Raw genomic sequence first — 25,087 nt, 5'->3', positions numbered from 1 at the left:
ATGCCCTACGTCCCCATTGAATGGCTGCGCGAGCACGTCGACGTCCCCACCGGCCTGAGCGCCGAGCAGCTCGCCGCCGACCTCGTGCGCGTGGGCCTGGAGGAGGAGCGCATCGTTCCTCCGGCCGTCACCGGCCCCCTCGTCGTCGGCAAGGTCCTCACCCGCGAGGCCAAGGAGCAGTCCAACGGCAAGGTCATCAACTACTGCCGTGTCGACGTCGGCCCCGAGCACAACGACGCCCCCGGCACCGGCAAGGAGCCCTCCGACCTACCCAGCCGCGGCATCGTCTGCGGCGCCCACAACTTCGACGTCGGTGACTACGTCGTCGTCTGCCTGCCCGGCGCCGTCCTGCCCGGCGACTTCCGCATCGCCGCGCGTAAGACCTACGGGCACGTCTCCGACGGCATGATCTGCTCGGCCCGCGAGCTCGGCATCGGGGAGGACCACTCCGGCATCATCGTGCTCCAGCAGTGGCTGGCCGAGCACGGCCACGAGGGCGAGGAGCCGCCCGCACCCGGGACCGACGCCATCAGCATCCTCGGCCTGGGGGAGGAGGTCCTGGAGATCAACGTGACCCCGGACCGCGGCTACTGCTTCGCCATGCGCGGCGTGGCCCGCGAGTACTCCCACTCCACCGGCGCCCGCTTCACCGACCCTGCCGACGCCACCAACACGGGGCTGTACCCCAACGGCGTGGCCGGCGCCGGGCAGGGCGGCTACGACGTCGTCGTCCCCGAGGACCCCCAACCCATCCACGGGCGCCCCGGATGCGACCGCTACGTCGCCCGCCTCGTGCGCGGCATCGACCCGAGCGCACCGTCGCCGACCTGGATGCAGGACCGCCTCACCGCCGCAGGCATGCGCCCCATCTCCCTGGCCGTGGACGTCACCAACTACGTCATGCTCGACCTGGGCCAGCCGCTGCACGCCTTCGACGCCGACAAGCTCACCGCCCCCATCGTCGTTCGTCGGGCGAAGGACGGCGAGCGCCTCACGTTCCTCGACGAGGTCACCCGCAGCCTCGACCCCGAGGACCTGGTCATCGCCGACTCCCCGGACGGTGAGGGCTCACGGGCCCTGGTCCTGGCCGGTGTCTTCGGCGGGGCCCTCAGCGAGGTCGACGCCGATACCCGTGACGTCCTCATCGAGGCCGCCCACTTCGACCCGGTCAGCGTGGCCCGTTCCTCGCGACGCCACAAGCTGCCCACCGAGTCCTCCAAGCGCAACGAGCGCGGCGTGGACACCGAGCTGGCCCCCATTGCCGCCCAGCGCGCCGTTGACCTGCTCGTGGAGTACGGCGGCGGAACCGCCGAGCCCGTGGCCACTGACATCAACCGCACCCGGGCCCCCGAGCCCATCACCATGCGCGCCGACGCCGCCGAGCGCCTCACCGGCGTCGCCTACGGAACCGAGCGCGTCACCGAGCTGCTCACCACCATCGGCTGCACCGTGGAGCGCGGTGGCTCCGCCGACGACGGAACCGCGCTGCTGACCGTCACCCCGCCGACCTGGCGCCCGGACCTGGTGGGGCCTGCCCACCTGGCCGAGGAGATAGCCCGCCTCGACGGATACGACGCCATCCCGGTCATCGTGCCCACGGCCCCCGCCGGCACGGGGCTGAGCGCCGACCAGAGGGCCCGCCGCGACATCGTGCGCGCCCTGGCCGACGCCGGACTCACCCAGGTCCTGTCCTACCCCTTCATCGGGGACATCCACGACCTGCTTGAGATTCCCGCCGACGATGCTCGCCGACAGACGGTCCGTCTGGCCAACCCCCTGGCCGAGGACGCCCCCTACCTGCGCACCAGCGTGCTCGACTCCCTGGTCGACGTCGCCCGGCGCAACGTCTCACGCGGCCTGACTGACGTCGCCGTCTTCGAGGTCGGCTCCGTCACCCACCCGGCCGGTACCGTTCCCGCCCCGATCCCCGGAGTCTCCGGGTGCCCCAGCCAGTCCGAGGAGGCAGCCCTCGAGGCGGGCATTCCCTCCCAGCCCACTCACGTCGGCGCCGTCATGACCGGTGAGCACGAGCGCTCCGGGGTTCTCGGGGCCGGCCGGCCCTGGGACTGGGCCGACGCCGTCGAGGTGGTCCGCACCGTGGCCGCCGCGCTCGGGGTGAAGGTCGAGGTCTGCGCTCCGCAGCACCCCTACGCCCCCTGGCACCCCGGCCGCACCGCGGAGATCCGCCTGCCTGGCCGACGTCGGGGCAAGGAGGTCGAGCCCGGCAGGCTCGTCGCCCACGCCGGCGAGCTCCACCCGCGGGTCGTCCGCGCGCTCGGACTCCCCGAGCGGGCCTGCGCGGTCGAGATCGACCTCGGCCCGCTGCTGGAGACCGCCCGCGACGCCGGGGCGCTCCAGGTCAAGGCCGTCTCCACCTTCCCTGCCGCCAAGGAGGACATCGCCCTCGTTGTCGACGAGACCACCACCGCCGCCGAGGTCGAGGCCCTGGTCAGACAGGCCGCCGGGGACCTGGCCGAAGAGGTTCGCCTCTTCGACGTCTTCCGCGGCCCCCAGCTCGGCGAGGGCAAGAAGTCGCTGGCGTTCTCCCTGGTGCTGCGGGCCCCTGACCGCACGCTGACCGCCGAGGAGACCGCCGGCGTGCGCAAGCGCGTGGTCAAGCGCGCTGCCAAGCTCCTGGGAGCCGAGCTGCGCAGCTGAACCACGCAGGTCACGCCAGCTGTTCTAGCAGCACTGACGGCCATGATGTGATGCACATCATGGCCGTCAGTGCTGCTTCAGGGCTTTTGTCGAGCAGAGGATCTCGGACAGCGGGTGTGGTCTCGGTAATACTAGGCGGCATGAAGATCCTGCTGACCTCTTCCTCCAAGCACGGGTCCACCGATGAGGTGGCCGCGGTGATTGCTGAGCGGCTCCGCGCCGCCCACATCGATGTGGAGACCAAGCGTCCCGAGGATGTCGACAGCGTCGAGGAGTACGACGCCTTCGTCCTGGGCAGTGCGGTCTACATGACCACGTGGATGCCGGAGGCCGTCGACTTCACCGAGCGCTTCCGTGACGTCCTCAGGGCCAGACCCGTGTGGGCCTTCTCTGTGGGACTCGCCGGCCTGCCCAAGGGCAAGGTCTCCGACCCCATGCGCATCGGACCGGTGCTGCTGGCTATCGACCCGGAGGATCACATGACCTTCGCGGGCCGCTTCGACCCCTCCAGGCTCAGCCTGCGGGAACGCTCCATCGCCAAGCTCGGGGGAGCAACCGAGGGCGACTACCGCGACTGGGACGAGGTGCGCCAGTGGGCCGACGCCATCGCCACCTCCCTCTATGACGACACACTCACCAGTCGCCGCGATCGCTCCTAGCTCCCGGCGTCCCCGGCCCTGAGGGCGGAGGGGAGATGAGTCACAGCAACAGACGATGAATGCATTTCTATGCATGCGGATGTATGGTTGCTGCATGACTTGGTCAGTTGCTGTTGCTGGAGCCACCGGGTACGCCGGTGGTGAGGTTCTGCGCCTGCTCACGGCCCACCCGGAGGTGGAGGTCGGCGCACTCACCGCGGCCTCGTCCGCCGGCAGTCGGCTCGGTGAGCACCATCCGCACCTGCTTTCCCTGGCGGACCGCATCGTCGAGCCCACCGAGGCGGAGATCCTCGCCGGGCACGACGTCGTCGTCCTGGCCCTGCCGCACGGGGCCTCCGGAGCCATCACGGCGGCCCTCGAGGAGCTCGCCTCGGACGGCAGCAACGCGCCGCTACTCATCGACTGCGGCGCGGACCACCGCCTGACCAGTCAGCAGGCGTGGGAGGCCTTCTACGGCTCGGACTACGCCGGCGCCTGGACCTACGGCATGCCCGAGCTCCTGCACCACGGCGAGACGCGGGCCCGTGCCCAGCGCGAGGAGCTGGCGGCCTCCAGGCGCATCGCCGTCCCCGGCTGCAACGTCACCGCCGTCACCCTGGCGGTCCAGCCCGGCATCGCCGCCGGACTCCTCGACCCCTCACGGCTGACCGCGGTGCTGGCCGTCGGATACTCCGGCGCAGGCAAGGCCCTCAAGCCCCACCTCACCGCTGCCGAGGCGCTGGGATCGGCTCAGCCCTACGCCGTCGGAGGCACCCACCGGCACATTCCCGAGATCGTCCAGAACCTGGAGGTGGCCGGAGCCGCCGCCGGAGCAGCACGCCTGTCCTTCACCCCGGTCCTGGTCCCCATGAGCCGCGGCATCCTGGCCACCGTCACCGCCCCCATGACTGCGGCTCTGCGCGAGGCCCCCGACCCCGAAGCCGCCCTGCGAGCCGCCTGGGATGACGCCTACGGAGCCACCGGTAGTGGCGAGAGCCTCATCCAGCTCCTGCCCGAGGGGAGCTGGCCCACCACCGGCACCGTCCTGGGGAGCGGAACCGCCACCGTTCAGGTCGCCATCGACCGTGGTGCGGACGCTGTCGTGGCCATGTGCGCCATCGACAACCTCGGCAAGGGCACCGCCAGTGCCGCCGTTCAGTCCCTCAACCTCGCCCTCGGGCTGGAGGAGACCACCGCCATCACCACCCAAGGAGTCGCACCGTGAGCGTGACCGCAGCACAGGGATTCCGCGCCGCTGGCGTGCGCGCCGGCCTCAAGGCCTCCGGCAAGCCCGACCTCGCCCTCGTCGTCAATGACGGGCCGCTGGACACCGCGGCCGGGGTGTTCACCACCAACCGCGTCGTTGCAGCCCCCGTGGTCTGGTCACGCCGGCTCCTGGCCGGCCAGGAAGACGGGCAGGCGGGTCACGCCCGCGCCGTCGTCCTCAACTCCGGCAGCGCCAACGCCTGCACCGGAGCGCAGGGCATGTGCGACACCGAGGCCACCGCTGCCCGTGCCGCCGGCCTGCTGGGCGCCGAACCGGACCAGGTCCTGGTCTGCTCCACGGGCGTCATCGGGGAGCGCATCGACATGCCCGTCCTCCTGGAAGGCGTCGACGTCGCGGCCCTGGCCCTGGCCGATACGCCTCAGGCCGGTACCGACGCCGCCACCGCCATCATGACCACCGACACCGTCTCCAAGGAGGACGCCCTCACGGTCGGTGCCGGTGAGCAGAGCTGGACCATCGGCGGCATGATTAAGGGCGTGGGCATGCTGGCCCCAGGGTTGGCCACCATGCTCGCCGTCATCACCACCGACGCCGTCCTCACCCCTCAGCAGGCCCAGGACGCCCTGGCCTCCGCCACGATGCGAACCGTCAACCGGATCAACTCCGACGGGTGCATGTCCACCAACGACACGGTTGTCCTGCTGGCCTCCGGAGCCTCGGGCACCACGCCCTCCCAGGACGAGCTCGACGAGGCGCTCACCGAGGTGATGAGCCGGCTCGGCCGGCGCCTGGTGGCCGACGCCGAGGGGGCCACCCACGACATCGCCATCACCGTCTCCGGCGCCGTCAGCGAGGAGGCCGCCGAGGCCGCGGCCCGCACCGTCAGCTCCTCCAACCTCCTCAAGTGCGCCGTCGCGGGGGCCGACCCCAACTGGGGGCGCATCCTCTCCCAGCTGGGGACCGTGCCCGAGGACGTCTGCCCCTTCAACCCCGACGAGGTTGACGTCGCCATCAACGGCATTACGATCTTCAGCCACGGCGCCCCCCAACCCAATCGGGACGCGGTGGACATGAGCCCACGCGAGACCCGCATCGACATCGAGCTGTCGGCGGGCCCGGCCCAGGCCACCGTGTGGACCAATGACCTCACTCACGGATACGTCACCATCAACGCGGACTACACGACATGAAACGTACCCCTCTTGACCCACAGACCAAGGCATCCGTCCTACTGGAGGCCGTGCCGTGGCTGCGCACCTACAAGGGCGCCACCATGGTCATCAAGTACGGCGGCAACGCCATGGTCAACGATGAGCTCAAGCGCGCCTTCGCCCAGGACATCCTCTTCCTGCACCAGGTCGGGGTGCGCCCCGTCGTCGTTCACGGTGGCGGGCCCCAGATCAACGCGATGCTCAAGCGGCTGGGCATCACCTCGGAGTTCCGCGGAGGACTGCGCGTCACCACCCCCGAGGTCATGGACGTGGTCCGCATGGTACTCACCGGTTCCGTGCAGCGCGAGCTCGTCTCTCTGCTCAACACCGACGGCTCCGCCGCCGTCGGCATCAGCGGTGAGGACGGCGGGCTCCTGCGAGCCCGGCAGCGCCTGGCCACGGTGGACGGGAACAAGGTCGACGTCGGCCTGGTCGGCGACGTCGTCGACGTCAGTCCTCAGCCCATCATCGACCTGCTCGACCAGGGCCGCATCCCGGTCATCTCCTCGGTCGCCCCGCTGACGACGGACTCCGAGACCGTCCTCAACGTCAACGCCGACACGGCCGCCGCCGCGATCGCCGTGGCCCTCAAGGCCCGTACCCTGCTCATGCTCACCGACGTCGAGGGGCTCTACTCCGCATGGCCAGACCGCAGCACACTGGTGCCCTTCATCAGTACCGCCGCGCTGGAGGAGCTCCTGCCCACGCTCGAGGCCGGGATGATCCCCAAGATGGAGGCCTGCCTGCGGGCCGTCTACGGGGGAGTCGCGCAGGCGCACGTCGTCGACGGACGCCAGGCCCACAGCATGCTGCTCGAGATCGTCACCGACCAGGGAGTCGGTACCGTCATCCACCCTGGAGACGCTCCGGTCCCGCCGCTGAACGGAGGCAAGAGCCTATGACCCACTCCTCGCAAGCACCGGCACCCACCGCGGAGGCGAAGGGACCCGGCACCGGCAACGCCGGCTGGCTGGCGCGCTACACCGACGCCGTCATGAACACCTTCGGCACCCCCGGCCGGGTCCTGGTCCGGGGGAGGGGCGCCCACGTCTGGGACGCCGACGGTCAGGAGTACATCGACCTGCTGGCAGGCATCGCCGTCAACTGCCTGGGCCATGCGCACCCCGCGATCATCCGGGCCGTCACCGAGCAGCTCTCCGAGCTGGGGCACGTGTCGAACTTCTTCACCACCCCCGCCCAGGTCGGCCTTGCCGAGGAGCTCGTCCGGCTCACCTTCCCCAACCGTCCCGCTCACGACTCCCGCGTCTTCCTGGCCAACTCCGGCACCGAGGCCAATGAGGCCGCCTTCAAGATCGCCCGCCGCCACGGCGGGAGCCGGCGCCCCCGCGTCCTGGCCCTCCAGGACGCCTTCCACGGCAGGACCATGGGCGCGCTGGCCCTGACCCACAAGGCCGCCTACCGCGAGCCCTTCGAGCCGCTGCCCGGAGGAGTCGAGTTCATCCCCGCCGGCGACATCGAGGCCCTGCGCACCGCGCTGGGGCCGGATGTGGCGGCACTCATCGTCGAACCCATTCAGGGCGAGGCCGGGGTGCGTGAGCTGCCCGCCGGATACCTGGAGGCGGCCCGCGAGCTGACCGAGGCCGCCGGCGCGTTGCTCATCATCGATGAGGTCCAGACCGGAATGGGACGCACCGGCGCCTGGATGGCCCACCACCTGCTGGCCCCGGGCGTCGTCCCCGACGTCGTCACCCTGGCCAAGGGACTGGGCGGAGGAATCCCCATCGGCGCAGTCGTCGCCACTGGGCAGGCCGCCGCTCTTCTCGAGCCGGGGCAGCACGGCACCACCTTCGGCGGCAACCCGGTGGCCTGTGCAGCAGCCCTCGCCGTCATCGGTACCATCCGCAGCCAGGCCCTGCTGGAACGGGTTCAGCAGCTCGGCTCGGCCTGGTCCAGGCAGCTGGCAGCCGTTGACGGAGTCGATCAGGTGCGCGGCCGCGGCCTGCTGCTCGGCGTCGGGCTGGAGGACGGGCTCCCACCCGCTGCTGAGATCGCCGCTGCCCTGGCGGCCGGCGGCTTCATCGTCAACGCGCCGCGCCCCGATACGATCCGCCTGGCTCCCCCCTTCATCCTCTCCGACGATGACGCCAGGGCGTTCACCACCACGTTGTCCGAGGTTCTTGCTCGGGCACAGTCAGAGAAAGCCGGTTCATGAGCGCCGCCATCGAGGCCTCTCAGCGTGATCTGGAGGCAACGGCCCCCCTGGTGCCCGGGACCAAGACCGCCAGGCACGCCAGCATCGTCCAGATCCTGTCGCGCGAACGCATCCGCTCGCAGGCCGAGTTGCGCAAGGCCCTGGCACAGCGCGGCATCAGCACCACTCAGGCCACGCTCTCGCGGGATCTGGTGGAGCTGCGGGCCACGAAGATCCGCGCCCCGGGCGGAGAGCTCATCTACTCCATGCCCGAAGCCGGTGCCCCCGGCCAGGTTCCTACCGGTGCCCTCTTAGAGACGGAGGAGACCGAGGACTCCCTGCGCGCCCACACCACCGCCCGCCTGTCCCGGTGGTGCGCCGAGCTGCTGGTCACCGCCGAGTGGGCCGGCCCCCAGGTGGTCCTGCGAACTCCCGCCGGCGGTGCCCAGCTGCTCGCCGGGGCCGTCGACGACGCCATGATGCCCGGCGTCATGGGGTGCATCGCCGGCGACGACACCGTCCTGGTCATCACCCGCGGCGCCCAGGTCGCGGCCGACGTGGCCAGACACCTGCTCGCCCTGGCCGACCCCTCGGCCCGAGCCTGACCTCTCCCCACCACCCTTGACATCCCCCGTCACCTCGGCGCCGCTGCGGCGGCGTCATCACGAAGAGAAGAGTGATCCCATTGAGCATCCACAAGGACCGTGTCGTCCTGGCCTACTCCGGAGGCCTGGACACGTCCGTTGCCATCGGCTGGATCGGCGAGGCCACCGGTCGTGAGGTTGTGGCCGTCGCCGTCGACGTCGGCCAGGGCGGCGAGGACCTTGAGGTGATCCGTCAGCGAGCCCTCGACTGCGGCGCCGTCGAGGCCTATGTCGCCGACGCCCGCGACGAGTTCGCCAACGACTACTGCATGCCGGCGCTCAAGGCCAACGCCCTCTATGAGGGGACCTACCCGCTCGTCTCGGCCCTGTCCCGCCCCGTCATCGCCCGTCACCTGGTCAAGGCCGCCCGCGAGTTCGGCGCGCACACCGTGGCGCACGGCTGCACCGGCAAGGGCAACGACCAGGTCCGCTTCGAGGTCTCCATCACCTCCATGGCCCCCGACATGGACTGCATCTCCCCGGTACGCGACCTGGCGCTGACCCGTGACGTAGCCATCGACTACGCCGAGAAGCACAACCTGCCGATCGAGACCACCAAGCACAACCCCTTCTCCATTGACCAGAACGTCTGGGGCCGCGCCATTGAGACCGGGTACCTCGAGGACCTGTGGAACGCCCCCACCAAGGACGTCTACGTCTACACCGACGACCCCGCCTACCCGCCCCTGCCCGACGAGGTGATCCTCACCTTCAAGGAGGGCATCCCCGTAGCGATCGACGGTCGTGACGTCAGCCCCCTGGAGGCGATTCAGGAGCTCAACCGCAGGGCCGGCGCCCAGGGCGTGGGACGTATCGACATGGTCGAGGACCGGCTCGTGGGGATCAAATCCCGCGAGATCTACGAGGCCCCCGGCGCCGTGGCCCTGATCGAGGCGCACCGGGCGCTCGAGGCCGTCACCCTGGAGCGCATGCAGCACCGCTACAAGCGGAGCATGGAGCAGACCTGGGCCGATCTCGTCTACGAGGCCCAGTGGTACTCCCCGCTCAAGCGCTCCATGGACGCCTTCATCGAGGACACGCAGCGCTACGTCAACGGTGATATTCGCATGGTCCTGCACGGCGGTCGGGCGACCGTCAACGGCCGCCGCTCCGAGACGGGCCTGTACGACTTCAACCTGGCCACCTACGAGAGCGGAGACACCTTCGACCAGTCCTCCTCGCGGGGATTCATCGAGATCTACGGGATGCAGTCCAAGCTCGCCGCCGCCCGCGACGTGCGCGCCGGCAACGGTCGGGGATTCTGACTGAGCCGCACCGCCGGTCCCACCACCTCGAAGCACTCGGCTACGTGGCCGCTTGCACCTCGTTGTGGTGGGGCTGGCGGCGCAGCCAGCGGGAGTCGTCATTGGCGTAGGCGTAGTAGCCGCCGATCAGCAGCCCTCCGCCCACGAAGTTGCCCAGCAGGGCCACAGCCACGTTCCCCAGCGCCGGCAGGACATCGATCCCGTGCGTCAGGCCGACGACGGTGAACAGGACCGTGTTGGCCACGGAGTGCTCCAGGCCGAGGAAGGCGAAGACGAACACGGAGATGAGCATCGCGAAGATCTTGGACCAGTCCTCGCGGATGAAGCCGTTGTAGATGAGGAGCATCGCCAGGTTAATCATGAAGTTGCACAGGACCGCCCGCACGAACAGGTCCCCGATCCCCGAGGCCGACGACAGGTAGTGGAGCTTGGCGGCCACGGAGTGCACGGCCTGCTCGCCGGTTGCCGCCCCCACGAGGGTGGAGAAGCGGTACATGGCCGCGAAGACCAGCCCTCCGGCGAAGTTGCCGGCCAGGCACATGACCAGCACCCTCAGGGCCCGCCACGTCGAGATCCGCTTGTAGTAGTGGCCGATGGCCACCACCATCATGTTGCTGGTGAGCAGCTCGGACTTCGTGTAGTAGATGAAGACGAGAGCGGGGCCGAAGGACAGAGCCCCGAGCATCTTTCCGAGCCCCGCCAGCGAGGTGTTTCCGACGCGCAGGCCGTCGAAGACGCCGACGATGGCGTAGTTCACGATATAGAAGACCGCCACGATCATGCCGGCCATGGCCGCGCGCATGAGATAGCGGTGGGCGATCACCCCGGTCATCCGGGTCTTGGTCTCGAGGGCCTCGAGCACGGTGGAGATGAACTGCTTGCCTGGGAAAAGTGCGTCTTGTTCGGCGGGCATTGGCTCATCATGGCATTGCGTGCCAACCGAGATACAGGCCTTTCTTCCTTCCCGTTGGTCGGGGTCGCTGGTCCTGGTCCCGCTTCCGTATCTTCCTCAAGATTGCGTGGGTCGTTTTGTCTACGAGCCACGACAGGGCCTGTCCAGACTGATCGTTGAGGAACCTGTGCGGGCAGATGGGCCATGATGGAGCCATGAGTCAGTTCTCCAGCCAGTCCGCTCAGCCATCCGCTGCCCGACCCGTCGCCTCAGAAGCTCAGCAGGAGGCGGCCCCCGCCGGCGTCAGCCTGTGGGGCGGACGCTTCTCAGGAGGACCCGCCGACGCGCTGGCGGCCCTGTCGGTGAGCACCCACTTCGACTGGCGCCTGGCCCGCTACGACATCGCCGGCTCCCGGGCCCACGCCCGCGCCCTGGCACAGGCCGGTCTGCTGGATACGGGCCAGCTGTCCGGCATGCTGGAGGCCCTGGAGCGTCTCGAGGCCGACGTCGTCGCCGGCATCTTCGTCCCGGAGGCCACCGATGAGGACGTCCACACCGCCCTGGAGCGCGGCCTCATCGAGCGCGCCGGCGACGATCTGGGGGGCCGTCTGCGTGCCGGGCGCAGCCGCAACGACCAGATCGCCACCCTCATCCGCATGTACCTGCGCGACCAGGCCCGCCACGTCGCCGGACTCGTCCTCGACGTCGTCGATGCCCTCATCGACCAGGCCGCCCAGGCCTCCGACGCCATCATGCCCGGACGCACCCACATGCAGCACGCCCAGCCGGTGCTCGTTGCCCACCAGCTGCTGGCTCACGCCTGGCCGCTCATGCGTGACGTCGAGCGCCTGGAGGACTGGGACTCCCGTGCCGCCGTGAGCCCCTACGGCTCCGGCGCGCTGGCGGGCAACACGCTCGGCATGGACCCCGATGCCGTGGCCGCCGACCTCGGCTTCGAGGCCGCCGTGGAGAACTCCATCGACGGCACCGCCGCCCGCGACGTCGTCGCCGAGCTGAGCTTCGTCCTCGCGATGGTCGCGGTGGACGTCTCGCGCCTGAGCGAGGAGATCATCATCTGGAACACCAAGGAGTTCGACTTCGTCACCTTGGACGACTCCTACTCCACGGGCTCGTCCATCATGCCGCAGAAGAAGAACCCGGACGTGGCTGAGCTCGCCCGCGGCAAGGCCGGGCGCCTCATCGGCGACTTGACTGGGCTGCTCGCCACCCTCAAGGCCCTGCCCCTGGCCTACAATCGGGACCTGCAGGAGGACAAGGAGCCGGTCTTCGATGCCGTCGACACCCTGGCGGTCCTCCTGCCGGCCGTCAGCGGCATGGTGAGCACGATGACTCTCCACTACGAGCGCATGGCGGAGCTCGCCCCTCAGGGGTTCTCCCTGGCTACTGATATCGCGGAGTGGCTGGTTAAGAACGGTGTGCCCTTCCGCAGCGCCCACGAGATCTCCGGTGCCTGCGTGCGCGAGTGCGAGAAGCGCGGCATTGAGCTGTGGGACCTGACCGACGCCGACTTCGCCGCCATTGATGAGCGGCTCACCCCGGGGGTGCGGGAGGTCCTCTCAGCCGAGGGGTCGGTGGCGGCCCGCACTGGGCACGGCGGCACCGCCCCGGTGCGTGTGGTGGAGCAGCTCGCCCGCGCCATCGCCCGCAGCGCCGAGCTGCGAGTCTTCGCCTGGGAGGGATCCTTGCTGGACGGCCCCGCCGGTCCCCAGTGGCCCGAGCCCAGTGAGACCGATGAGGAGTGGGGCGAGGAGGACCAGGACTGAGCCGGGGCAGCAGGTCGATGTCAGACGCTTCCCTGAGGAAGACGGCGACCGAGCTGAGCGCCGAGGTCGCCTCACTGCTCAGATGCGACAGCCTGGAGGCGGCCCCGGCGCTGCTGGGCGCCGTCATCACCGTTGCCGACTCGGCCGGGCGCGTTGCGATCCGCCTGACCGAGGTGGAGGCCTACCGCGGCGAGAAGGACCCGGGCTCCCACGCCTTCCGGGGACGCACGGCACGCAACTCCTCCATGTTCGAGGCCGGCGGGTGCATCTACGTCTACTTCACCTACGGCATGCACCATTGCCTCAACATCGTCACCGGACCTGCCGGGGTCTCACGCGCGGTGCTGCTGCGCGGGGGAGAGGTCGTCGAAGGGCTCGAGCAGGCCAGGGGACGCCGCCCCGCAGCCCGCACTGACCGCGACCTGGCCCGTGGCCCGGCCAGACTGTGCGCCGCACTGGGACTGGACCGCTCCGACGACGGCGCGCTGCTGGGCGGGCCGGGATCACGCATCAGCCTGACGCTGCCGCAGCAGGCACCAGATGCCGGACGCATCCGCCGTGGGCCACGCACCGGGGTGGCCGGCCCCGGGGGAGACGGAGAAGCCTTCCCGTGGCGCTTCTGGCTGGACGGAGAGCCCACCGTCTCGCCATACCGGCCGGCCGTCACCAGGCGACGCTCACAGGGCTGAACCTCGCCGAGCCCGACTCCGCTGGGTCTCCACTTGCCCGCGCCACTCCTGTCCGCTAATAATGGGTACACAGATTATCGCTGCAAAGACTATTTGTGGTGCGGAACCGCCGAGCGCGGAGGACGAGGAAGGGAACGGCCATGTGGTCGACTGAGTGCCAACGGACAGTGGATCTCCCGGCGGAGGTCCTGTGGGAGACCTGGATCAAGGTTCTCTCCGGTGACATCGAGCTCCCCCAGGGAGATCGCTACGAGCCGCGCGAGCCCGTGGGACCCGGCGCCTCGATCACGATGACTCCGGAGGGGCAGGACAGTATCGAGATCACGGTGATCCGCTGGGAACCCCCTCATGTCCAGGCGGACCGGGTCTCCTACGGGGGAGTGGAGCTGACCTTCACCCACTCCTTCATGCCCGCGCAGACACAAGGGAAGAGCGTTGTGACCACCCGCCTCGACATCGACGGCCCCGGTGCCGACGATGTGGGCCCGACGATCGGTCCGGGAATCGCCGAGGACTTTCCGCAGGCCATCGACTCGCTCGTTGAGGCTGCTAGGGTCGGTATGTGAAGACAAGGTTCCAGGGTCCTGAGGCGAGCCCCGGCTTCCTCATGTGGAGGGCCGCGCTGGCCTGGCAGCGAGACATCGCTGCCGCCCTGGAGCCAGTTGGACTGACACACTCCCAGTTCGTCCTCCTGGCCTGCACGCAGTGGCTCGAGGAGCACGGGGACGGGGCCAGTCAGGTGGTGGTCGCGACCCAGGCTGGAATGGACGTGAAGACCACCAGCCAGGTGCTGCGCCGGCTGGAGCGGGCCGGTCTGGTGTCGCGGCAGCCGGATCCCAAGGACGCCCGTGCCCGGATCGTGACCATGACAGCGGCAGGGAGAGATGTCGGGGCCCGGGCAACGCGTTTGGTGGAGGACGCCGATGAGGTGTACTTCGCAGCAGTGCCCCACCTGCGCGAGGCACTGCTGCGTGAAGCCGGCGTCGTAGCGCGCGGATCAGCGACGCAGCCCAACGAGGAGACCGCTGCGTCTACCGACCGGGCTGAGAGCCCCAAGACCTCGAGCGACACAGCCAGTCCGACCACGGCGGCTGCTCCACCAGGCTCCCGCAGTGGCCGGTGACTACTGGAACCACAACGTCGCCTTTCACCGGCGCATCGTGCGGGACGCGGCGCTGCGCGGTGGAAGCGCGCTCGATGTCGGATGCGGTGACGGGCTCCTGCTCGCACGCCTGGCGGCGGTGTGTCGGTGCGCCGTCGGACTTGAAACCGACGGGCAGGCAGTTGCTCGAGCGCGCAGACGTCTCGAGCGGACTCCGCAGGCCGAGGTGCTGCTCGACGACGTCATGGATCTGGACCTTTCTCAGCGCATCGGCACCTTTGAGACGGTCACCTGCGTGGCCACGCTGCACCACCTCCCACTGGAACCCGCCCTGGTGAGGCTGAGTCAGCTGGTGGCACCCGGCGGGCGTCTGATCGTCGTCGGCTTGGCCGCCAACAAGAGCCTGTGGGACTGGACGCTGTCCGCACTGGCCGTCCTGCCTCTGCACGTGGTCGGCGCCCTGCGACGGGAGAGCTCAGACATCGGTGTGGTCACTCGTGTTCCACGAGAGTCCCTGGCCGAGATTCGTCGGGCGGCAGTCCGGCTGCTTCCCGGGGCCAGGACTCGACGGCGCTTCTACTACCGATACACCCTCATATGGGATCGCCCGACTGAGGGCTCGTGAAGGCTCCCCGTATCCGGCTCACGGCTCCGTGGCCTGGCCTCTTCGTGGAAGCCGAGCCGGAGCATGGCAGACTATCTGCGCCGGAGGTATCAGCCGGACCCGAGCGTGACGCGCCGGGATCATGCGTGCGGCAAGCACGACAACCCACGGAAGGCGACTGGACAGTGACGGACATCCTGGACGAACTGCAGTGGCGCGGGCTCATCGCCCAGCACACCGACATTGACGCGCTGCGAGCGGCGCTCAGCGACGGGGCCGTCACCTTCTATTGCGGGTTCGACCCCACGGCGCCGAGCCTTCACCACGGGCACCTCGTAGCCGTCAAGGTCATGCGCCATCTTCAGCTGGCCGGGCACCGTCCGCTGGCGCTGGTGGGTGGGGCGACCGGCCTCATCGGCGACCCGCGCGCCAAGGGGGAGCGCAGCCTCAACACCAAGGACGTCGTTGCCGACTGGGCGGCCAGCCTGCAGGAACAGCTCGAGAACCTTCTCGACTTCAGCGGGGACAACCCGGCGCAGATCGTCAACAACCTGGACTGGACCCAGGCGATGAGCGCCATTGACTTCCTGCGGGACCTGGGCAAGCACTTCCGCATGGGCACCATGCTCTCCAAGGACATCGTCGCCCGGCGCCTGGCCAGCGAGGAGGGCATCTCCTACACCGAGTTCAGCTACCAGGTCCTCCAGGCCAACGACTACCTCGAGCTCTACCGACGCTACGGCTGCACCCTGGAGGTCGGCGGCAACGACCAGTGGGGCAACCTCGTGGGCGGGATGGACCTCATCCACAAGGTCGAGGGCGCCTCGGTCCACGTCATGACCAACCCCCTCATCACCAAGGCCGACGGCACCAAGTTCGGTAAGTCCGAGGGCGGGGCGATCTGGCTCAACCCCGAGATGCTCAGCCCCTACGCCTTCTACCAGTTCTGGCTCCAGGTCGACGACGCCGACGTCGTGCGCTTCCTCAAGGTCTTCACCTTCCTGGAACGCGAGGAGATTGAGCGCCTGGAGGCGGTGACGGCCGAGAACCCGAAGGCACGTGAGGCGCAGCGGGTTCTGGCGCACGAAGTCTGCACGTGGGTCCACGGAGCCGACGCGACTGCCCAGGCCGAAGCGGCGACCTCCGCACTGTGGGGCCGCGGCGACCTCGCCGACATCGATGAGGCGACGATCCTGGCGGCCACGGCTGATCTCGCCTCCGGTGACGTGGCAGTCGGACAGACCACGATCGTGGACCTGCTCGTGGGTACGGGGCTGGAGCGCGGGCGCAATGCGGCCCGCAAGACCATTGCCGGAGGCGGAGCCTACATCAACAACGTCAAGGTGGCCGACGAGACCGCGGTCATCGGTCCCGAGCACCTGCTCGCCGGGGGAGTGGTGCTGGTGCGCAAGGGACGGCGGAACCTGGCCGTCGGACGTGCGGTTTAGGCTCCACCGTCAAGGGAAAGCCTTACCTTGCGAACACGGTTGTTGAGCGGTGACGATGCCTTGTGGGCACCGTCACCGCTCAACAGTTTGACGGGTTGGTGGTCGGTGCGTAATGTTCTCTCCGGCCCGAAACGGGGAGGATGAATTTCCTCAGACCGGCCGGGGACTGAGAACTGAAGAGAGCCGAAGAGAGACGAGGGTCACCGCCCATTCGTTTGACTCAGAAAATCCGGCTCGCTAAAGTTTCTCAGGCGCTTCTGAGAGCGAAGCGAAAGGCGAAATGCCTTACGATAAGTTCTCGGTGGGTGTGTTGTTTGAGAACTCGATAGTGTGTCATGTTTTTTATGCCATGGCCCTGGGGGCTGCGCATGATTTTGGTTGTGTGTGGTTGTTGGGGTCTTGTTTTGTTTTGGTTTGCCTGGCCCTCATTTCTTTTGTTGTGGGGGTTGGGTTGGGCCTGGTCTGGTTTTCTGGACTGTTGTACTGACTTTGGGTTCTGGCTGGCTGTTTGTGGTTGGTTGGGGCTTGAATTTTGTTGGTTTTGTTTGGAGAGTTTGATCCTGGCTCAGGACGAACGCTGGCGGCGTGCTTAACACATGCAAGTCGAACGGTGAAGGGACCGGTTTTTGCTGGTTCTGGATGAGTGGCGAACGGGTGAGTAACACGTGAGTAACCTGCCCCCTTCTTCTGGATAACCGCATGAAAGTGTGGCTAATACGGGATATTCTGCGCCTGCTGCATGGTGGGTGTGGGAAAGATATTGCTTCGGTGGGGGATGGGCTCGCGGCCTATCAGCTTGTTGGTGGGGTGATGGCCTACCAAGGCGGTGACGGGTAGCCGGCCTGAGAGGGTGGACGGTCACACTGGGACTGAGACACGGCCCAGACTCCTACGGGAGGCAGCAGTGGGGAATATTGCACAATGGGCGCAAGCCTGATGCAGCGACGCCGCGTGAGGGATGGAGGCCTTCGGGTTGTAAACCTCTTTCGCCAGTGAAGCAGGCCTGTCCCTTGTGGGTGGGTTGACGGTAGCTGGATAAGAAGCGCCGGCTAACTACGTGCCAGCAGCCGCGGTAATACGTAGGGCGCGAGCGTTGTCCGGAATTATTGGGCGTAAAGAGCTCGTAGGCGGCTGGTCGCGTCTGTCGTGAAATCCTCTGGCTTAACTGGGGGCTTGCGGTGGGTACGGGCCGGCTTGAGTGCGGTAGGGGAGACTGGAACTCCTGGTGTAGCGGTGGAATGCGCAGATATCAGGAAGAACACCGGTGGCGAAGGCGGGTCTCTGGGCCGTTACTGACGCTGAGGAGCGAAAGCGTGGGGAGCGAACAGGATTAGATACCCTGGTAGTCCACGCCGTAAACGTTGGGCACTAGGTGTGGGGGGCCTTTTCCGGGTCTTCCGCGCCGTAGCTAACGCATTAAGTGCCCCGCCTGGGGAGTACGGCCGCAAGGCTAAAACTCAAAGGAATTGACGGGGGCCCGCACAAGCGGCGGAGCATGCGGATTAATTCGATGCAACGCGAAGAACCTTACCAAGGCTTGACATGTGCCGGTCGGCTCCGGAGACGGGGTTTCCTCCTTGTGGGGCCGGTTCACAGGTGGTGCATGGTTGTCGTCAGCTCGTGTCGTGAGATGTTGGGTTAAGTCCCGCAACGAGCGCAACCCTTGTCCCGTGTTGCCAGCACGTTGTGGTGGGGACTCGCGGGAGACTGCCGGGGTCAACTCGGAGGAAGGTGGGGATGACGTCAAATCATCATGCCCCTTATGTCTTGGGCTTCACGCATGCTACAATGGCCGGTACAGAGGGCTGCGATACCGTGAGGTGGAGCGAATCCCTTAAAGCCGGTCTCAGTTCGGATCGGTGTCTGCAACTCGACACCGTGAAGTTGGAGTCGCTAGTAATCGCAGATCAGCAACGCTGCGGTGAATACGTTCTCGGGCCTTGTACACACCGCCCGTCACGTCATGAAAGTCGGCAACACCCGAAGCCCGTGGCCCTACGGGGAGCGGTCGAAGGTGGGGCTGGTGATTGGGACGAAGTCGTAACAAGGTAGCCGTACCGGAAGGTGCGGCTGGATCACCTCCTTTCTAAGGATTGATTGTGGGGGTGGCTTCCTGGCCGTTTGATCTTGTCTGGGCCGTGTGGGTCTGGGCCGGCTGGGGGTCTGCCCTTGCGGAAGGGCTGGGCGGCCGACTGTCGTGCACTGGTGTGCGGGGTGGTTGGCTTGTCTGGTGATTGGTGTAGGAGACACGCCTGTCATGCTTCTGCTTCCTGCTTGTGTGGGGAGTGGGGCGTGGTGGGTGCCCTCGCGTGTGTGGGGGTGGCATGCTGTCGGGGTTCTGGGGCAGTGCGCCCTGGTTGCCTGACCCGTGTTCTGCTGCCTTGTTTGTGGGTGGTGGGGTGTGGGTGTGGGTGGGTTGGTTGTGAACTGTATAGTGGACGCGAGCATCTTACTGTAATGATTTCTGCGAATTGATTGCTCAGAGCAGGCGCCTGTTGGTGTGTGTTCTGTTCTTGATTGTGTTCGTGTATCTTTTGTTGTTTGTTTTTTTGTAGCGTTCGGTGGATGCCTTGGCAGTCAGGGGCCGATGAAGGACGTGGTGGCCTGCGATATTCCTCGGGGAGCCGGCTGGCGGGCTGTGATCCGAGGGTTTCCGAATGGGGGGACCCGGCACGAGTTATGTCGTGTCACCTGCATCTGAATTGTATAGGGTGTGGGGGGTGACGCGGGGAAGTGAAACATCTCAGTACCCGTAGGAGAAGATATTCCGTGAGTAGTGGCGAGCGAAAGCGGATGATGGTTAAACCGTGTGCGTGTGATACTCGGCAGGGGTTGCGTGTGCGGGGTTGTGGGGCTGTCCTGTTTCTCTTCTGCCGGAGAGGGGGCGCGTGTGCTGGCCGGTAGCTGAATCGTCTGGGAAGGCGTGGCGTAGTGGGTGATACCCCCGTAGGCGGAACTGGTTGGTGCGTGTCTGGGATGGTGCCCGAGTAGCACGGGGCTCGTGGAATCCTGTGTGAATCTGCCAAGACCACTTGGCTGCCTGAATACCTCCTGATGACCGATAGTGGATAGTACCGTGAGGGAATGGTGAAAAGTACCCCGGGAGGGGAGTGAAATAGTACCTGAAACCGGGCGCTTACAAGCCGTCAGAGCCTCCGCACGTCTTGTGTGGGGGTGGTGGCGTGCCTTTTGAAGAATGAGCCTGCGAGTCAGTGGCGTGTCGCGAGGTTAACCCGTGTGGGGTAGCCGTAGCGAGAGCGAGTCCGAATAGGGCGATGTGTAGTGGCGCGTTCTGGACCCGAAGCGGGGTGATCTACCCATGGCCAGGTTGAAGCACGTGTAAGAGCGTGTGGAGGACCGAACCCACCTAGGTTGAAAACTGGGGGGATGAGCTGTGGGTAGGGGTGAAAGGCCAATCAAACTCCGTGATAGCTGGTTCTCCCCGAAATGCATTTAGGTGCAGCGTCGCGTGTTGCCCGGCGGAGGTAGAGCTACTGGGTGGCTGATGGGCCCCCACAGGGTTACTGACGTCAACCAAACTCCGAATGCCGTCGGGTTGTAGCGTGGCAGTGAGACCGCGGGGGATAAGCTCCGTGGTCGAGAGGGAAACAGCCCAGATCGCCGGCTAAGGCCCCTAAGCGTGTGCTAAGTGGGAAAGGATGTGCGGTCGCGCAGACAACCAGGAGGTTGGCTTAGAAGCAGCCATCCTTGAAAGAGTGCGTAATAGCTCACTGGTCAAGTGATCGTGCGCCGACAATGTAGCGGGGCTCAAGCACACCGCCGAAGCCGCGGACCCATGACATCATTCCCTTCATCATCCCGTTTTGTCGGGGTGGTGGCAGGGGTTGTGGGTGGTAGGGGAGCGTCCTGCACCGGGGGAAGCCTGTGGGTGACTGCTGGTGGACGGTGCGGGAGTGAGAATGCAGGCATGAGTAGCGATACTAGGGTGAGAAGCCCTAGCGCCGAATGACCAAGGGTTCCAGGGCCAGGCTAGTCCGCCCTGGGTGAGTCGGGACCTAAGGCGAGGCCGACAGGCGTAGTCGATGGATGACGGGTTGATATTCCCGTACCGGCGAAGCACCGCCCATGCTGACGCGCGGGTGCTAACCCACGCCCAACCACCATGTATGCCGCATGTGTCAGGTTCGCCTGACGGTGTGGTTGTGGTGGTGGGGTCTGGGGATCCTCCGTGCAGGTAGGCAAGCGTGTTAACAGGGGTGACGCACAGTGGTAGCCCGGCGGACCTGATGGCTTGGTCCGTTCAAGCGCGCAGCCCGTTTCCCAGGTAAATCCGGGGGACTGTCTTTGATGACGGGGGTGAGGCGTGATGGTGACCTCACACTGGTGGGGGATAACAGGGTGATCCTGGGGTGCCGAGAAAAGCCTCGACGCGATGGTGCCAGCCGCCCGTACCCTAAACCGACACAGGTGGTCGGGCAGAGTATGCCTAGGCGCACGAGTGAATCATGGTTAAGGAACTCGGCAAAATGCCCCCGTAACTTCGGGAGAAGGGGGGCCTGATCCCTGAAGCCCCGTTTGCGGGCTAGGGGGGAGGGTCGCAGAGGCCAGGGGGAAGCGACTGTTTACTAAAAACACAGGTCCGTGCGAAGCCGTAAGGCGATGTATACGGACTGACGCCTGCCCGGTGCTGGAAGGTTAAGAGGAACCATCAACCCTCGGGTGAAGTGGTGAATTTAAGCCCCAGTAAACGGCGGTGGTAACTATAACCATCCTAAGGTAGCGAAATTCCTTGTCGGGTAAGTTCCGACCTGCACGAATGGCGTAACGACTTCCCCGCTGTCTCAACCATGAGCTCGGCGAAATTGCAGTACGAGTAAAGATGCTCGTTTCGCGCAGAAGGACGGAAAGACCCCGGGACCTTTACTACAGCTTGGTATTGGCGCCCGCTATAGCTTGTGCAGGATAGGTGGGAGACTGTGAAGCCGTTACGCCAGTGGCGGTGGAGTCGTCCTTGAAATACCACTCTGGTTATGGCGTGCGCCTGAACCTGGGCCCGTGATCCGGGTTAGGGACAGTGCCTGGTGGGTAGTTTAACTGGGGCGGTTGCCTCCTAAAGTGTAACGGAGGCGCTCAAAGGTTCCCTCAGCCTGGTCGGCAACCAGGTGTTGAGTGCAAGTGCACAAGGGAGCTTGACTGTGAGACCGACGGGTCGAGCAGGTACGAAAGTAGGAACTAGTGATCCGGCGATCCCGTGTGGGTGGGTCGTCGCTCAACGGATAAAAGGTACCCCGGGGATAACAGGCTGATCCTGCCCAAGAGTCCATATCGACGGCATGGTTTGGCACCTCGATGTCGGCTCGTCGCATCCTGGGGCTGGAGCAGGTCCCAAGGGTTGGGCTGTTCGCCCATTAAAGCGGTACGCGAGCTGGGTTTAGAACGTCGTGAGACAGTTCGGTCCCTATCCTCTGCGCGCGCAGGAGACTTGAGAAGGCCTGTCCCTAGTACGAGAGGACCGGGACGGACGAACCTCTGGTGTGCCAGTTGTCCCGCCCGGGGCACGGCTGGTTGGCTACGTTCGGGAAGGGTAACCGCTGAAAGCATCTAAGCGGGAAACCATCTTCAAGATAAGGTCTCCACAAGAAGGACTTGTCCTTTTTGGTAGGCCCCCAGCAGACTACTGGGTTGATAGGCCAGAAGTGGAAGACCGGCAACGGTCTGTGAGCTGACTGGTACTAATAGGCCAACACAAACAACAACACCCCCCAACACACACCACACGCACGCTAGTGTGCGTGGGAGTACCGGGGGTGAGCAACCACAGTAGAGCGAAGCGTCCACTATACGGTCCACACCCAACCCAACCACCAACCACACACAGTGTGCGTTGACAGGCGGCCCGATAACAGAATCAAGGAACACACTGACGCACTGCCCATGTAGTCGTCTCGGTGGTCACAGCGACAGGGAAACGCCCGGCATCCATCCCGAACCCGGAAGCTAAGCCTGACAGCGCCGATGGTACTGCACCCGCCAGGGTGCGGGAGAGTAGGACACCACCGAGCACACACTTGAACAAGGTTCAGCCCCTGGGGACTCCACAAAGGAGCACCCCCGGGGGCTGAACCGTTTTCCGCCGGAGCGCTCATCTTCGCCTCGAATCTCTACAATGCTACGGCCCGCCCCTCCGAAGCCCTCGGCTCGGACACGCACCACACCACGTGTTGCCGAGTCCCGTTACGCCTGAGCACCGCGGCCCAGGTAGGCTCCTCTCAGGTAAACGACAGCACCAGGGCAACTGGCGGCAGTGCCAGAGTGAAAGAAGGACCATGGCGTATCAGGACCGTCAGCACGGCTCGGACCACAGCGAGGCAGGCCGGCGTCGCCGCAACGATGAGCGTCACGGCTTCGGGGCACGTCGCCGTTTTACAGGGGAGGACGGTCGCCCTCATCGCAGTGATCGGGCGGGACAAGACGACGATTCCTCCGGCTCTCGGGTGCACTCCCAGCGGTCGAACCGCGGGGGGCACTCTGCTCGCGGCGATCGACGGCACCGTGACGACTGGCGCGACGAACGGCGTCGAGGCGGTGAGCGCGGTAGCAGGCGTGGCGACCGCAATGGTCGCAGGCCAGGTCGTTTCAACGACCGCTCCGGGAGGAATGACTCGCGCGACAGGCGAGACGATCGCCGCGGTCGTCCGCCGCAGCGTCAGCGCGTCCCCGAACCCAAGGTCCCGGACAACGTCGAGCCGGCTGATCTTGAACGGGGCGCCAGGGCAGAGCTGCGCGCCCTGGGGCGTGCTAACGCTGAGAACGTTGCCCGGCACCTGGTCATGGTTCAGCGCCTCCTCAACGACGATCCTCAAGCCGCCTACGAGCACGCGCGCTACGCCGCCTCCCACGCGGGCCGGGTGGCCGTCGTCCGGGAGACGGCCGGAATCGCGGCATATCTCGCCGGCCACTACAGCGAGGCGCTCCGAGAGATTCGGGCCGCCAGGCGCCTGTCCGGGCTCGACCTGCACCGGGCCATCGAGGTCGACTGCGAGCGAGCGCTGGGTAACCTCGACAAGGCCCTCCAAGCCGCTCAAGCGGCAGACCCTCGCCAGCTCGACGACATTGAACGGGCCGAGCTGGCCATGGTCGTCTCCAGTCTTCGCCACGACATGGGCCAGACTGATCTTGGCCTGCTCATCATCGAGGACGCCATCAGGGCGCGTCCCTCCGACAGCGACACCCTCAGACGCCTGCACTCTGTGCGTGCCGACAGGCTCGCAGAGCTCGGACGCAACCGGGAGGCTGAGGCCATCCGTGACCGGATCGGTCCAGAGCCGGTTGAGGAGGACGAGGTCGAGGTCTTCGACATCGAGGACGACTATGACTCCGAGGCCCACGAGGAGAGCACCCCGGACAGTTCCGGCACTCAGCCCGCCACGGATTCCGACGGGAACACGATCGGTGATGCAGTGAGCGAGACGACCGAGACCTCACAGGCTCCTGGAGAGCCGGCTCAGGACGAGGCCTCACTGGACCTCGAGGAGCACGACGAGCCTGTGGACCAGGATGAGGACGCTCAGTGGTCGCAGTCCTTCGCCGAGCGCGTCGAGGCCGAGATGGCCGAGTTGCTCCAGGATGCGCAGGACGCGCCGACGCCTTCCACCAACGCTTCTGAGGAGCCCCGATGACCATGCCCCAGGCCTCTGATACCGCCGCCCCTGCGACCCTGCTCGGCAGCGAACAGCCCCTGTGCACCGCCTACGATGTCGCCCTGCTGGACCTCGACGGCGTCTGCTTCGCCGGTCAGGCCCGGGTTCCCCACGCGGCGGACAACGTCAACGCCGCCCGCAAGGCCGGAATGCATCTGTCATTCGTCACCAACAACGCCTCACGGGCGCCCCAGACGGTCGTGGACAAGCTGGCGGACAACGACATCATTGCCGAGGCGTCGGAGGTCTTCAGCGCCGCCATGGACGCGGCCGCCATGCTCACCGAGCATGTCGAACCGGGCTCCATGGTGCTCGTCGTCGGCGGCGACGGCGTCCGCCAGGCCCTCCTCGACGAGGGCTTCCAGGTGACCAGCAGTGCGCAGGACGGGCCCGTGGCCGTCGTCCAGGGCTGGGACCCGGCGGTCGACTGGGCGCTGCTGTCCGAGGGCGTCTACGCCATCAATGCCGGGGCCCTGCACGTGGCCACCAACCTTGATGCGACCCTGCCCACCGAGAGGGGCTTCGCCCTGGGTAACGGGAGCCTCGTGGCCGCCATCGTCCATGCCTCCGGCAAGGAGCCCCTGGCCGGGGGCAAGCCCTTCCCAGGCATCTACACGCGTGCCCTCAAGCGGGCTGGTGGTACCAGGCCCTTGGCGGTCGGCGACCGGCTCAACACTGACCATGTCGGGGCCCGGGCCGCCGGGATCCCGGGGCTTCACGTCCTCACCGGCGTCTCCGACGCGCGAGACGTCATTTGCGCGCCGGCCACCGAGCGTCCCAGCTTCCTCCACACCGACCTGCGTGGCCTGACCGCGCCTCACCCCGAGCCCGTGCGAGTCGAGGTCGACGGCCAGGTGTGGTGGAGGGTCGGCAACCGCAGTGCCCGAGTCCTCGGCTCCCGGCTTGAGCTCCAGGACTCCGGCGCCGTGACCTCCCCGGACGACAGTGCGGTGCGTATCGACCTGGACTCCTACCGGGCGCTGGCCGTGGCCGCCTGGGACTGGGCAGACGCTCAGGGCCGCCAGGGTGAGGCCGCGACGCTGGAGGTGCCCGAGATCGAGGTGATTGAGCCCTGAAATCCCGGCCGGGGCCGGTGAGGCTCCTACCGGAG

Annotated in this window: 18 protein-coding genes and 3 rRNA genes; 19 read left to right on the top strand and 2 right to left on the bottom strand. The window is 66.8% G+C overall.

Annotated elements, in window-relative coordinates:
• From pheT to HMPREF9058_RS06340, 8 genes are all read left to right on the top strand, one after another.
• Window positions 1–2,658, top strand: coding sequence for a phenylalanine--tRNA ligase subunit beta (gene pheT, locus HMPREF9058_RS06375; RefSeq protein WP_009747569.1), 2,658 nt, complete (start codon window positions 1–3; stop codon window positions 2,656–2,658).
• Between the two features lie 140 nt (window positions 2,659–2,798).
• Window positions 2,799–3,317 (top strand): flavodoxin domain-containing protein, encoded by a 519-nt coding sequence (locus HMPREF9058_RS06370; RefSeq protein ID WP_009747432.1) that lies wholly within the window; start codon window positions 2,799–2,801, stop codon window positions 3,315–3,317.
• 94 nt (window positions 3,318–3,411) lie between these two features.
• On the top strand, window positions 3,412–4,521 hold the full coding sequence (gene argC, locus HMPREF9058_RS06365) for an N-acetyl-gamma-glutamyl-phosphate reductase (protein ID WP_009405983.1): 1,110 nt from the start codon (window positions 3,412–3,414) through the stop codon (window positions 4,519–4,521).
• The gene (argJ, locus tag HMPREF9058_RS06360) at window positions 4,518–5,714 is read left to right on the top strand and encodes a bifunctional glutamate N-acetyltransferase/amino-acid acetyltransferase ArgJ (protein ID WP_009747229.1); all 1,197 of its coding nucleotides are present in this window, start codon (window positions 4,518–4,520) and stop codon (window positions 5,712–5,714) included. Before argC ends, argJ begins: the two co-directional genes overlap by 4 nt.
• Window positions 5,711–6,637 carry an acetylglutamate kinase gene (argB, locus tag HMPREF9058_RS06355; RefSeq protein ID WP_009747525.1) on the top strand — a complete coding sequence of 309 codons (927 nt, stop codon included), beginning with the start codon at window positions 5,711–5,713 and terminating at the stop codon, window positions 6,635–6,637. Before argJ ends, argB begins: the two co-directional genes overlap by 4 nt.
• Window positions 6,634–7,908, top strand: a complete 1,275-nt coding sequence (locus tag HMPREF9058_RS06350; protein WP_009406220.1) for an acetylornithine transaminase — start codon at window positions 6,634–6,636, stop codon at window positions 7,906–7,908. The genes argB and HMPREF9058_RS06350 overlap by 4 nt, the downstream gene beginning before the upstream one ends.
• Window positions 7,905–8,492, top strand: coding sequence for an arginine repressor (locus HMPREF9058_RS06345; RefSeq protein ID WP_009405975.1), 588 nt, complete (start codon window positions 7,905–7,907; stop codon window positions 8,490–8,492). The genes HMPREF9058_RS06350 and HMPREF9058_RS06345 overlap by 4 nt, the downstream gene beginning before the upstream one ends.
• Window positions 8,493–8,572: 80 nt before the next feature.
• Entirely contained in the window at window positions 8,573–9,796 is a 1,224-nt protein-coding gene (locus HMPREF9058_RS06340; RefSeq protein ID WP_009747269.1) for an argininosuccinate synthase, read from the top strand.
• Window positions 9,797–9,836: 40 nt separating this feature from the next.
• Here the strand turns inward: HMPREF9058_RS06340 and HMPREF9058_RS06335 are convergent, their stop codons facing one another.
• Window positions 9,837–10,709 (bottom strand): formate/nitrite transporter family protein, encoded by an 873-nt coding sequence (locus HMPREF9058_RS06335; RefSeq protein WP_009405652.1) that lies wholly within the window; start codon window positions 10,707–10,709, stop codon window positions 9,837–9,839.
• A gap of 176 nt (window positions 10,710–10,885) precedes the next feature.
• Between HMPREF9058_RS06335 and argH the strand changes: the two genes are divergently transcribed.
• The 9 genes from argH to rrf all read left to right on the top strand — a co-directional run bounded on the left by argH (window position 10,886) and on the right by rrf (window position 22,338).
• Window positions 10,886–12,472 carry an argininosuccinate lyase gene (gene argH, locus HMPREF9058_RS06330; RefSeq protein WP_009406408.1) on the top strand — a complete coding sequence of 529 codons (1,587 nt, stop codon included), beginning with the start codon at window positions 10,886–10,888 and terminating at the stop codon, window positions 12,470–12,472.
• 17 nt (window positions 12,473–12,489) lie between these two features.
• The gene (locus HMPREF9058_RS06325; protein WP_009405451.1) at window positions 12,490–13,161 is read left to right on the top strand and encodes a DNA-3-methyladenine glycosylase; all 672 of its coding nucleotides are present in this window, start codon (window positions 12,490–12,492) and stop codon (window positions 13,159–13,161) included.
• Between the two features lie 140 nt (window positions 13,162–13,301).
• On the top strand, window positions 13,302–13,727 hold the full coding sequence (locus HMPREF9058_RS06320; protein ID WP_009406199.1) for a hypothetical protein: 426 nt from the start codon (window positions 13,302–13,304) through the stop codon (window positions 13,725–13,727).
• Window positions 13,724–14,284: a MarR family winged helix-turn-helix transcriptional regulator gene (locus tag HMPREF9058_RS06315; RefSeq protein ID WP_009747492.1), complete on the top strand. Its 561-nt coding sequence runs from the start codon at window positions 13,724–13,726 to the stop codon at window positions 14,282–14,284. Before HMPREF9058_RS06320 ends, HMPREF9058_RS06315 begins: the two co-directional genes overlap by 4 nt.
• Window positions 14,274–14,888, top strand: a complete 615-nt coding sequence (locus HMPREF9058_RS06310) for a bifunctional 2-polyprenyl-6-hydroxyphenol methylase/3-demethylubiquinol 3-O-methyltransferase UbiG (RefSeq protein ID WP_009406009.1) — start codon at window positions 14,274–14,276, stop codon at window positions 14,886–14,888. Before HMPREF9058_RS06315 ends, HMPREF9058_RS06310 begins: the two co-directional genes overlap by 11 nt.
• Before the next feature lie 164 nt (window positions 14,889–15,052).
• Window positions 15,053–16,315, top strand: a complete 1,263-nt coding sequence (tyrS, locus tag HMPREF9058_RS06305) for a tyrosine--tRNA ligase (protein WP_009406377.1) — start codon at window positions 15,053–15,055, stop codon at window positions 16,313–16,315.
• Between the two features lie 542 nt (window positions 16,316–16,857).
• Window positions 16,858–18,401 (top strand): 16S ribosomal RNA (locus tag HMPREF9058_RS06300).
• Window positions 18,402–18,851: 450 nt separating this feature from the next.
• Window positions 18,852–22,032 (top strand): 23S ribosomal RNA (locus HMPREF9058_RS06295).
• A gap of 188 nt (window positions 22,033–22,220) precedes the next feature.
• Window positions 22,221–22,338, top strand: a 5S ribosomal RNA gene (gene rrf / locus HMPREF9058_RS06290).
• Together the 16S, 23S and 5S rRNA genes form the textbook arrangement of a ribosomal RNA operon.
• 207 nt (window positions 22,339–22,545) lie before the next feature.
• Here rrf and HMPREF9058_RS06285 read toward each other — a convergent pair.
• Window positions 22,546–23,139, bottom strand: coding sequence for a hypothetical protein (locus tag HMPREF9058_RS06285; protein ID WP_139018947.1), 594 nt, complete (start codon window positions 23,137–23,139; stop codon window positions 22,546–22,548).
• On the opposite strand from HMPREF9058_RS06285, the gene HMPREF9058_RS06280 reads away from it, so the two are divergent.
• On the top strand, window positions 23,107–23,955 hold the full coding sequence (locus tag HMPREF9058_RS06280) for a hypothetical protein (protein ID WP_043537672.1): 849 nt from the start codon (window positions 23,107–23,109) through the stop codon (window positions 23,953–23,955). The genes HMPREF9058_RS06285 and HMPREF9058_RS06280 overlap by 33 nt on opposite strands.
• A complete protein-coding gene (locus tag HMPREF9058_RS06275) occupies window positions 23,952–25,052 on the top strand; it encodes an HAD-IIA family hydrolase (RefSeq protein ID WP_009406129.1) in 1,101 nt (366 codons plus the stop codon). The genes HMPREF9058_RS06280 and HMPREF9058_RS06275 overlap by 4 nt, the downstream gene beginning before the upstream one ends.
• Window positions 25,053–25,087: the final 35 nt, after the last annotated feature.

The organism is Actinomyces sp. oral taxon 175 str. F0384 (assembly GCF_000223355.1).
GTDB lineage: Bacteria > Actinomycetota > Actinomycetes > Actinomycetales > Actinomycetaceae > Actinomyces > Actinomyces oris.
The sequence above is the reverse complement of the archived record's forward strand: the minus strand, read 5'-3'. Positions and strand labels throughout refer to the sequence as shown.

What these genes read in the sequence shown, in the direction of transcription:
- pheT (WP_009747569.1), top strand. Translation starts at nt 1, where the DNA reads ATGCCCTACGTCCCCATTGAATGGCTGCGCGAGCACGTCGACGTCCCC.
- HMPREF9058_RS06370 (WP_009747432.1), top strand. Translation starts at nt 2,799, where the DNA reads ATGAAGATCCTGCTGACCTCTTCCTCCAAGCACGGGTCCACCGATGAG.
- argC (WP_009405983.1), top strand. Translation starts at nt 3,412, where the DNA reads ATGACTTGGTCAGTTGCTGTTGCTGGAGCCACCGGGTACGCCGGTGGT.
- argB (WP_009747525.1), top strand. Translation starts at nt 5,711, where the DNA reads ATGAAACGTACCCCTCTTGACCCACAGACCAAGGCATCCGTCCTACTG.
- HMPREF9058_RS06350 (WP_009406220.1), top strand. Translation starts at nt 6,634, where the DNA reads ATGACCCACTCCTCGCAAGCACCGGCACCCACCGCGGAGGCGAAGGGA.
- HMPREF9058_RS06345 (WP_009405975.1), top strand. Translation starts at nt 7,905, where the DNA reads ATGAGCGCCGCCATCGAGGCCTCTCAGCGTGATCTGGAGGCAACGGCC.
- HMPREF9058_RS06335 (WP_009405652.1), bottom strand. Translation starts at nt 10,709, where the DNA reads ATGCCCGCCGAACAAGACGCACTTTTCCCAGGCAAGCAGTTCATCTCC.
- argH (WP_009406408.1), top strand. Translation starts at nt 10,886, where the DNA reads ATGGGCCATGATGGAGCCATGAGTCAGTTCTCCAGCCAGTCCGCTCAG.
- HMPREF9058_RS06325 (WP_009405451.1), top strand. Translation starts at nt 12,490, where the DNA reads ATGTCAGACGCTTCCCTGAGGAAGACGGCGACCGAGCTGAGCGCCGAG.
- HMPREF9058_RS06320 (WP_009406199.1), top strand. Translation starts at nt 13,302, where the DNA reads ATGTGGTCGACTGAGTGCCAACGGACAGTGGATCTCCCGGCGGAGGTC.
- HMPREF9058_RS06280 (WP_043537672.1), top strand. Translation starts at nt 23,107, where the DNA reads ATGGTTCAGCGCCTCCTCAACGACGATCCTCAAGCCGCCTACGAGCAC.
- HMPREF9058_RS06275 (WP_009406129.1), top strand. Translation starts at nt 23,952, where the DNA reads ATGACCATGCCCCAGGCCTCTGATACCGCCGCCCCTGCGACCCTGCTC.